Origin of the sequence: Geminicoccus sp., from assembly GCF_035556675.1 — a bacterium.
GTDB lineage: Bacteria > Pseudomonadota > Alphaproteobacteria > Geminicoccales > Geminicoccaceae > Geminicoccus.
In genome coordinates this window covers 1-8572 of record NZ_DATMFZ010000011.1, presented here as the reverse complement: position 1 = coordinate 8572, position 8572 = coordinate 1, and the positions used below count along the sequence as shown (strand labels likewise).

Annotated in this window: 9 protein-coding genes and 1 pseudogene; 6 read left to right on the top strand and 4 right to left on the bottom strand. The window is 65.6% G+C overall.

The features are described 5' to 3' along the window. From VNS22_RS00900 to VNS22_RS00880, 5 genes and pseudogenes are all read left to right on the top strand, one after another. A partial coding sequence (locus VNS22_RS00900) for a fimbrial biogenesis chaperone (protein WP_325728675.1) occupies positions 1-645 on the top strand: 645 nt, incomplete at its 5' end. A gap of 81 nt (positions 646-726) precedes the next feature. After that, positions 727-1287, top strand: coding sequence for a hypothetical protein (locus VNS22_RS00895; RefSeq protein ID WP_325728674.1), 561 nt, complete (start codon positions 727-729; stop codon positions 1285-1287). Between the two features lie 166 nt (positions 1288-1453). Next, positions 1454-1849, top strand: coding sequence for a hypothetical protein (locus VNS22_RS00890; RefSeq protein WP_325728673.1), 396 nt, complete (start codon positions 1454-1456; stop codon positions 1847-1849). Positions 1850-1962: 113 nt separating this feature from the next. Next, positions 1963-4368 (top strand): TcfC E-set like domain-containing protein, encoded by a 2406-nt coding sequence (locus tag VNS22_RS00885; RefSeq protein WP_325728672.1) that lies wholly within the window; start codon positions 1963-1965, stop codon positions 4366-4368. Positions 4369-4707: 339 nt separating this feature from the next. Further along, positions 4708-4941, top strand: a pseudogene (locus tag VNS22_RS00880) (IS481 family transposase); the annotation flags it as partial. 14 nt (positions 4942-4955) lie between these two features. On the opposite strand, the gene VNS22_RS00875 reads toward VNS22_RS00880, so the two are convergent. Genes VNS22_RS00875 through VNS22_RS00865 form a run of 3 tightly spaced genes read right to left on the bottom strand, consistent with a single transcriptional unit; the run spans position 4956 to position 6535 of the window. Next, positions 4956-5381: a hypothetical protein gene (locus tag VNS22_RS00875; protein WP_325728676.1), complete on the bottom strand. Its 426-nt coding sequence runs from the start codon at positions 5379-5381 to the stop codon at positions 4956-4958. Beyond that, the gene (locus VNS22_RS00870; RefSeq protein WP_325728671.1) at positions 5378-6088 is read right to left on the bottom strand and encodes a hypothetical protein; all 711 of its coding nucleotides are present in this window, start codon (positions 6086-6088) and stop codon (positions 5378-5380) included. Before VNS22_RS00870 ends, VNS22_RS00875 begins: the two co-directional genes overlap by 4 nt. Positions 6089-6112: 24 nt before the next feature. Further along, complete coding sequence (locus VNS22_RS00865) at positions 6113-6535, bottom strand: hypothetical protein (protein ID WP_325728670.1); 423 nt, start codon at positions 6533-6535, stop codon at positions 6113-6115. A 242-nt stretch (positions 6536-6777) separates the two neighbouring features. On the opposite strand from VNS22_RS00865, the gene VNS22_RS00860 reads away from it, so the two are divergent. Next, positions 6778-8214 (top strand): O-antigen ligase family protein, encoded by a 1437-nt coding sequence (locus VNS22_RS00860; protein WP_325728669.1) that lies wholly within the window; start codon positions 6778-6780, stop codon positions 8212-8214. 61 nt (positions 8215-8275) lie between these two features. Here the strand turns inward: VNS22_RS00860 and VNS22_RS00855 are convergent. Further along, positions 8276-8572, bottom strand: a 297-nt coding sequence (locus VNS22_RS00855; protein WP_325728668.1) for an EipB family protein, incomplete at its 5' end; no start/stop codon positions are given.

Sequence of the window (8572 nt, the reverse complement as noted above, 5' to 3'; positions counted from 1 at the left end):
AACCTGACGGTCGACACGCTGCTCGTCGACATGGCGGATCCGGCGCAGTCGCGACGGGACCTCACCCTCGCCAATACCGGATCCGAGAAGCTCTATGTCCAGGTGGACGTCGAGGAGATGGTCGCCACGGACGAGGGCCGGAATGCCCGTACGGGCTCACCGGACGAGCTGGGCCTGCTGGTGACGCCGAACCGGCTGATCCTGGAGCCGGGCCAGCGGCGCGCCGTCCGGGCGGTCGTGCTCGACCGGCCGGTCGACCGGGAGCGCGTGTTCCGCATCACCATGAAGCCGGTGGTCGGCGATCTTCTGGTCGACGAGCCCACCGCGCAGGCCGGCACGTCGGCGATGATCAAGGTCCTGGTGGGATATCAGGCCTATTTGTTCGTGCGGCCTGCCCGGATCGAGGAGGACCTGGTCGCGACGCGCGAGGGCCGGCGGCTGCAGTTCCGGAATGCCGGCAATGTCAGCCTCCTGCTCGATAGCGGCCGCCAGTGTGCCGATCCGGCCATGCCCAGGGATGACTGCGATCCTCTGCCTTCTCGGCGGATCTATCCGGGGCAGGCTTGGTCGGTCGAGCTGCCCAACGACAATCGTGCACAATATACTGTCGACGCACCGTCCGGGCGCATTTTCAGAGACTTCTAAGCCCTTCTGGCTGATCTAGATTTTTTACCGCGGCATTTTACGCGGATCATTGGATCACCATCAACTCAAGTGAGTGTCGTAATGTCCCGTCTTTCCTACAGCCTTCTTGCTGCTGCCGCAGCCATTGCTCTTGTCGCCCCCGCCATGGCCCAAGAGGCCGAGCAGCTAGGCGACAGCAGCTATGGCGAATCGACCATCACGGTAACGGTTCCGTCCCTAGTGCAGATCAACGGAGTAGATAATATCATTTTCGGCGAACTGACCGCTGACCACATTAAAAATGGTCACACCCAGAGCGACTCCGTGTGCGTCTTCTCCAACGTCGCCGACCACGGCTATGTCGTCAAGGCCGAAGGCTCAGGAGAGGACGACGCCTTCACGTTATCGCAAGTGGGCGGCGAGGGGACCGAGGTGCCGTTGGCGTATGAGGTGACGTTCGGCCCCACGGGTAATGGTACGCCTATCAATAATCCCGGCGACACGGTCATTGGCACGGGCAGCGAATCGATTGCGTGCAGCAGCGACAACGCGTCCTTCGAAGTCATCCTCTCCTCCGAAAATTTGGAGAAAGTAACGGCCGGTAATTATTCTGGCACTCTGACACTCACGGTCAGCCCCCCTGAAGAAGAACCCGCCGGGTAAAGCGGCACCTGATTCTCGTCAGGTAGTGCAGGGAGGCGGCCCGTTGCCTCCCTGTTTCCTCGAACGGAGTTCGGCCGTGTCGTCGTCACGAGTTGCGGCCCTGCCAGCGGTTTGGTCGCTCGGCTTCTTCTTGACGTTGTTGCCTTTCACTGCCGATGCCCAGTCCGTGAGCGTGCAGATCACAGGGCTCGGCAGTCTTCACGCAGCAGCATCGGGCCGGCTGGCTCCAGTTGTCATGCGCGGCCAAGCCTGCATCCGGACGACCGACGATCAGGCCCGCTACCAGGTCCGGATCGACAGCGGCGCCGGCACCGAGTTCAAGCTGCGCAACACCGCCGGCACCAATGAGCTGCCATTCTCAGTCTTGTGGGACAGCCAGGCCGGCCAGGGCAGGTCGTTCGTTCGCCCTGGGGAGACCACCCTTCTTACTGCCTCCGGCCTGAGCTGCGGCCCGAATGCTCATCTCGTCCCCTACGAAGTCCACGTGGATCGCCATGACCTGCTCTCCGCCGTTGCGGGCACGTACCAGGGCAGCCTCGTCATCGACATCTCGGCGCCATAGCGCCCGATCACCGCACGCAGCATCCGGCCCTTGAGCGCCGCAATCGCCCATCCATGATCAGGAAGGCTTGTCTCGGCGGATGCTGTGCGCTCCTGCTGATCTGCGCGGATGGCATGGATTCGCGTGCGCAATCGCTGCGTTCCACCGTTCCGGAAGGCTTCGAGGCGCTGGAGGAGCCGCAGACGGTACCGGTGGACGCCTATTTCGGCGGCCGGTCCATCGGCAGCGTGGTCGCTACGTTCGCGCCGGGCTGGGTCGAGATCGCCGATCCCGACCAAGTCGTTGCCGGCGTGGACGTGCTGCCGGACCGGCGGGCCGCGGTCGTCGATGCGCTGCGCGGCCGCCTCGCCACGAACAGCGGCATGTCCTGCCTGCCCGATGCCTTTCCCGGCTGCGGCACGATCGATGTCCCGGTCGCCGGCGTGATCTTCAATCCGGACTTCTTCCGCCTGGATCTGGTCGTCGCCCGCCCCTATCTCGCGGTTCGGGAGATGGATACCCGCTACCTGCCGGATCCGGTGACCGGACCGTCGGCGCTCGCCAATCTGGTGGTGGGCGGCGTCGGCAGGTCGAACAGTGACAGCAGCCTGATCGCGGGCATGGACGGACGCCTCAGCCATGGGCGCTCGGCCTTGCACCTGAGCGCCTATGCGCAGACGCAGAGCGATCGACCCATGGTGGATACGCTGGCCGGCGAGTATTACGGCCAGGATCACCTGATCCAGCTGGGCTTCATCGAGGACTATCCGACCCGCTTCAGCCGCGCGCCGGGGCTGCTCGGCGCGCGGATCGAGACCTATCTCGACAGTCGCCTCGACCGCGACAGCCGGGCCGGCACCCCCGTCTTTCTGTTCCTGACCGAGCGCAGCCAGGTCGAGATCCTGCGGGACGGGCGGCTGCTCGGCGCCGGGTCCTATGATGCCGGCAACCAGCAGATCGACACCGGCATGCTGCCGCGCGGTGTGTACGACATCACGCTGCGCATCCGTGGGGCGAGCGGCACCGTGCAGGAGCAGACGCTCACCTTCGTCAAGGACACGTCCTTTCCGCCTCCCGGCGAGTGGCAGTATTTCGCCGAACTCGGCATGGTGACCGAAGATGATGACGGCGGTGTCCTGCCTCCCCTCGCGAGCACGCCGCTCGCCAAGCTGGGCGTGGCCCGGCGCCTGTCGCCCGCCTTCGCCGTTTCCACCTCCGTCGGCACCACCGATCGTACCTTGCTGGGCGAGATCGACCTGCGCCACCTGACGCCGTGGACGAGATCGGCCCTCCAGCTGGCCAGTTCCTCGGATGGCGGGACCGGCTTCGGTGCCAGCACCTTCCTCCGTCTCGGACGCTTCGGCGTCTCCTTGAGCGGGGAGATCGTACTGGGCAGCGAGGGAAAAGGCCGTCGGGACGATCGGGACGAGGAGGAGCGGCTTTGGGAGTTCGGCAATCTGGACGAGGCCCGGCAGAGCGTCTCCCTCTCCGCCAGCTATGGCTGGGTGGGTGGCACCCGCCTGCAGCTCCGCGGCTACTACCGGAACAGGGATTGGGAGGACTGGGGTGTCGGGCCGACATTCTCGATGCCGATCGGCAGGACCCGCTCCCTCAGGACCGACCTGGAGATCAGCGCGACCTACAGCGACGACGAGAGTCTGGCCTTTGGCCGGGTCCGCTTCGCCTTCACCCCGCCACAACGCCCCTACCGCCTGACCGCCACCGCCGGGACCCGCTATCGGCAAGCCAATGGCGACTCCACGGATCGCGACACCGGGTTCGGGTTCTTCGGCGGGCTGCGCGCCACCTACGACCTGGAGGACCTGCCGATCGGCGACGCGACGGTCAGCATGGAGGCGACGCGCGACGTGGATGGCGGCAACCGGCTGGGCGCCGACATCCGAGCGCGTACGGCCTATGGTGCCGCAGACGGTGCGGTCGGCCTGGAGGAATGGGCAGGCCGCCGCAACATTGTCTACCAGGGCTTTGCCCGCACGACCGTCGCCGCCAATCTCGATGGCCTGGCCGTCGGCGGCCGCCAGTCGGGCGATGCCGCCATCCTGGCTAAATTCGATGGTCCTGCGGAGGCAGGTCGCCTGGCGGTGTCGGCCGGCCAGAGCGGCCAGACCACGGTCCAGACCGGCAGTTCGGTCGTCTTGCCGGTTGGCTCGCTCCGCAGCTACCGGCCCCGGGCCAGCTCCGCTGACGGCAGCCTGCTGGACCTCCGGCAAGAAGGCACCGACCTGCCCCTCTATCCGGGCAATGTCGCCACCGCACGCTGGCAGATCCACCGGCTCGTCTCCTTCTATGGCCGCCTGCTCCATCCGGACGGCCGTCCGGTCGCCAACGCCCGGATCATGGGCATCAACGGGCTCTCGACCACCGACGACCTCGGCTACTTCGTCGCCGAGGTGGAGGAGTTCGGCGACCATGGCGTCACCCTGGATGGCCGCACCATGGCGTGCACCATCACCCTGGCCCCGCCCAATGAGGGTACCGAGACCGACGTGATCAGCCTGGGCGACGTAACTTGCCGCTAGGTGCGCGGTCCTACGGTATAGTGGTACGGTTGATCCCCATGCGGCGAGGGATGCGCTATGGCCAAGTTCTTCATGGCAGCGCCATCACGACAAAAAGCGGTCCGTCGCGCGATCCAGGCTAGCGAAGACAGCCGCGAGAACGGCGGCCAAGCGCGCGACCACACCAGCGAGTTCGCCTTCGTCCACATCTTCGATCGGATCTGTGCCGCTGCTCCCTCCGGGGGATCGGCCATCGCGCGTCGCCTGACCCGAGGTAAACCACCCCCGCCGCAAACTTCTGCCTGCGGTCCTCACAGGAGACGGAACGATGGCCTGCCGGCTATCGACGGACCAACGGTCCAGGTCGAACGGATGAACCGCACGCACAAGGACGCGACGGTCAAGCGCCACCACTACGACAATCACGACCAGCTCAAGGCGCACCTGCAGCTGTACGTCGATGCCTACGACCACGCCCAAGGCCTGAAGGTCCTGCGCGGCCTCACGCCGTACGAGTTCATCAGCCAAGCCTGGGGAAAAGAGCCTGACCAGTTCAGGCTCGACCTGTCACCCCACATGCCGGGATCATACAGCGAGACGTCGACGCGTCAGGGTGCCGTGGTCGGCGGTACCTGCGTGCCCCCTTGCGGGTCGATTTCGCACGGATACTCGCCCGACAGCATGACGGTCAGGATGGTGCCGGCAGTGATGTTTCCCAGCGAGTCCTTGGACCGGGCGCGCTTGCGCAGTTCGCCGATATGCTCCACCAGCTTCGGCCCGAGCGTCACGGCCCGTAGATCCTCCTGCTCGGGCGGGCAGAAGATCGGCATGCCCTGCTCCTCGAGCATCGCGTTCTGCAGGGACAAGGCATCCATGACACCGGCGATGTAGAAGGTCGCGACCGACTTGTCCTGGTCCGGCCCGTTCAGCAGCGACTCGATATCCGCCGCGGTGACCGTGCTGTATTGTGCTGCCTGGGAAGGGAAGGTCGGCACCAGGGCCAAGGCAGCGACGACACCGAGCATGAACTTCATCGACGAGCAACCCCGGGAGGTGGTTCGTTCACCACGCGCATGAAGCGGGCGAACAGCTGTGGGTCCACCATCAAGGTGGTAGCCACATATTGCAACTGACCAGGAGTGCGGGCGAGACCGTGCAGGTATCGCATGTTGCGCCGGGCGAGCGACTGGATCTCGGCATCGAGGCTCCAGAGCGTGATCGGCTTCAGGGCGTCCAGCATGCCGAGCCCGATGCTCACGCGCATCCCGGCCATGCCCGCCGCGATCGCATCCACCTCGTAGGAGGTATCGAACGCTTCCGCGGCATCCGCCCGATCGCCCATCGCCTGCATGGCTACGGCGAGATAGAGCCAGGTGGCGCCGTTGAACGGCGACCGGTCGAGCGACGTCTTCAGGAACTCGACCGATTGCCGGTACCGCGCGGCCTGTTCGTCCGGCGCGATACCTGGCCTCGTCACCAGCTGGATCATACCACAGTAGCGAAGTGCTTCCGCAGTCCGCGCCAGCTCCAGATTAGCGGAACAGACGTTGTCGATCCGGCTGGACATCTGAGGTGTCAGCACATCACCGGCTGCCAACAGCGAAACGGCAGAGGGTGCACCGACACGTTCGATGGTGGCGGCAAACTGATGGCCGGCGAAATAGACGCCAACCACCAACACCAGACAAAGCAGAGCGCGCCCTGCCCAGGAAATCGGTGCTCCCAAGGACAAAGCGCGCATCAACTCAACAACCCGAAGCTACAATCACACGCCGAAGCCGGTCGTGGTTGGGCTCACCGATCCCACCGGGGTCAGAGTGACCGGGTTGACGATCGGGTTGCCCTCCGGATCCACGACGAAGGGATCGCCATTAGGCGAGGCAAGACCGAGCTGGAAGTCGCCACGGGCGATCACGTCCTCGGGCGACAGCGAGCGGTAGAAGGCGATGCGCACCTTCGGCTCGAACATGCTCGTGCTGCTGTTGAACTTCCAGTAGAGCCGGGCATTGTAGTAGCCCTGCCCGCGCTGTGTCACCGGCAGCAGCGTGCTCCAGCCAGCCGGCACCGGCCGCACTGCCCGGGGCTCGAAGCCCTGCGGCCAAGCGCCGTAAATATCCAGCAACGTGGCCCGAACCACGGTGACGTCAGTCGGCTGACCAAAAACACTGAACACCTCGGTGCGGGGCACGACCTGCACCTGGGCCGAAGCCGCGCCCGCAAATCCAACACCGGCCAGGAGCACAAGGCCGGCGCATGCCGAAAGCAGTACCCGTCGCATGGACGTACCTCCATTTCTCTGCTTCCGATGATACGAATTTCGCGGCTGCGAACAAGCGCACATCATGTTCGCTTTTGACGCACATTCTTCTGTTGTCCTGGGTGAATTGAGGTTTCAAACCGGTGCGTGGCAAGAATACGGCAAGGAACCCCATGTCCGCGTGGCATCTGCGTGCAGCCCTGACAGTCTGGCTTTCCCTGCTGTTGGCGGCCGCTCCCTGGCCCCTTGGCAGCGTCATTCCTCTAGCTGCCCTCACCTTCACAGTGCTGGGCCTAGCGACCGCGGCACTGGCGGTGCTGCTGCCGGCACTGCCTGAACGGCGACCTTTTACCGCACCCGTCCTGCTGGCGGGGCTCCTGGTCCTGGCCGTGATCGGCTGGTGCATCGTGCAGGTGCTGCCACAGATCGGCGCCCCCTTCGCTCATCCCGGCTGGTCCTATGCCCCCGACGGCGCCGGCGTCGGGTCCATCTCCATCGACCCCGACGCCGGGATCTTCCAGCTCGTCCGCTTCACCGGCTATGCGGGGCTGTTCATCGCGGTGCTGGTGGTAGCTACCGATCGTCGGCTCGCCGTCCTGCTCCATCACGTGATGATGGCGGTGATCACCCTCTATGCCGTCTATGGCCTGGTCGCATGGGGCCTCGAGTTCGAGACGGTGGCCGGGTTCGGCCCGGTGGCCTATGAGGGCGACGTCACCTCGACCTTCGTCAACCGCAACTCCTGGGCGACCTTCGCCAATCTCGGCCTCGTCCTGATCCTCGCCCACATCATCCAGGACCTCGAGGAGTCACCGGGTTCCAGTCTGCGCGCCTATTTGGTGGATACTTTCCAGAATATCCGTCCGGCGCTGCTGATCAAGCTCATCGCCTTCTTCGTCGTCGCCACCGCCTCGATCCTCAGCCATTCCCGCGGCGGCTTTCTGAGCGCTGCCCTGGCCCTGCCCCTGATGGTGATCATCGCCCTGGTCGCCACCCGGCCGCGCGCCAGCATGATCGCCACTGCAGTGCTGGTCGTGGCGGCAGCGGGGGTGTGGATCGTCACGGCCAGCGGCGAGGGCGTACTAGCTCGGCTGGAGCAGCTCGACATGCAGTTCGACCAGGGGGGTGCCGGCCGGCTCGCCGCCTGGATCATCTCGTTCGGCCTGATTGCGGACCGGCCCTGGCTGGGCCACGGCCTGGGCTCGTTCCAGGCGGTGTTCCAGGCGCACAATGACGAGCGCTTCTTCCGGATCTACGACCTCGCGCACAATACCTATGTCGAGCATCTCCTGGAGATCGGGATCCCGGCCACCATCCTGCTCTACGGTGCGATGGCCATCCTGTTCGGGGCCTGCCTGCGCGGCCTGTTCCGGCGGCGGCGCGACCGGGTGTTCACCCTGGCGGCTGTGGGCGCGACGCTGCTGGTCGGGCTACATGCCCTGGTCGACTTCTCGATCCAGATGCCGGCGATCGCGATGTTCTACGCGGCGATCCTGGCGATCGGCTGCGCCCAGGCAGCCCCCTCCGCACGCCGCCGGTCGAGCCGGGCCCGCCAAGCCGTGACCAACCGCCCGACCGTGCGCGAGGAACTGGAAGCCGTTTCCTCCTGACGTTGCCTCTGGCGGCTCCGTCTTTTCGGCGACGGAGCCGCCCACTCCAGATCCAAGGCAGCTACTCGCAGGCAGGGGCAGGCAGCTTCTCCAGGTCATCCAGCGTGCCATGCAGCACGAACTGGCCGTAATCCAGCTTGATGTCGTCGGTGACGCCATCCGCGCGCAGGCGGAAGCTGAGCTGGAACTCCGGCTCCTCGGAGCGGTCGGTGAGCTTGTGATAGGCGAGGTTCATGGTCCAGGCGGCGGGCCGTCCGGCCTCGCCCGGCCAGTTCCGGCCGATCACCGCGCTGACGTTGCTGAGCGCATCCAGGCCGCTGCCATCGAACACCGGCACGGACACGAAGCTCTCGCCCCG

What these genes read in the sequence shown, in the direction of transcription:
- VNS22_RS00885 (WP_325728672.1), top strand. Translation starts at nt 1,963, where the DNA reads ATGGATTCGCGTGCGCAATCGCTGCGTTCCACCGTTCCGGAAGGCTTC.
- VNS22_RS00875 (WP_325728676.1), bottom strand. Translation starts at nt 5,381, where the DNA reads ATGAAGTTCATGCTCGGTGTCGTCGCTGCCTTGGCCCTGGTGCCGACC.
- VNS22_RS00860 (WP_325728669.1), top strand. Translation starts at nt 6,778, where the DNA reads ATGTCCGCGTGGCATCTGCGTGCAGCCCTGACAGTCTGGCTTTCCCTG.
- VNS22_RS00895 (WP_325728674.1), top strand. Translation starts at nt 727, where the DNA reads ATGTCCCGTCTTTCCTACAGCCTTCTTGCTGCTGCCGCAGCCATTGCT.
- VNS22_RS00870 (WP_325728671.1), bottom strand. Translation starts at nt 6,088, where the DNA reads ATGCGCGCTTTGTCCTTGGGAGCACCGATTTCCTGGGCAGGGCGCGCT.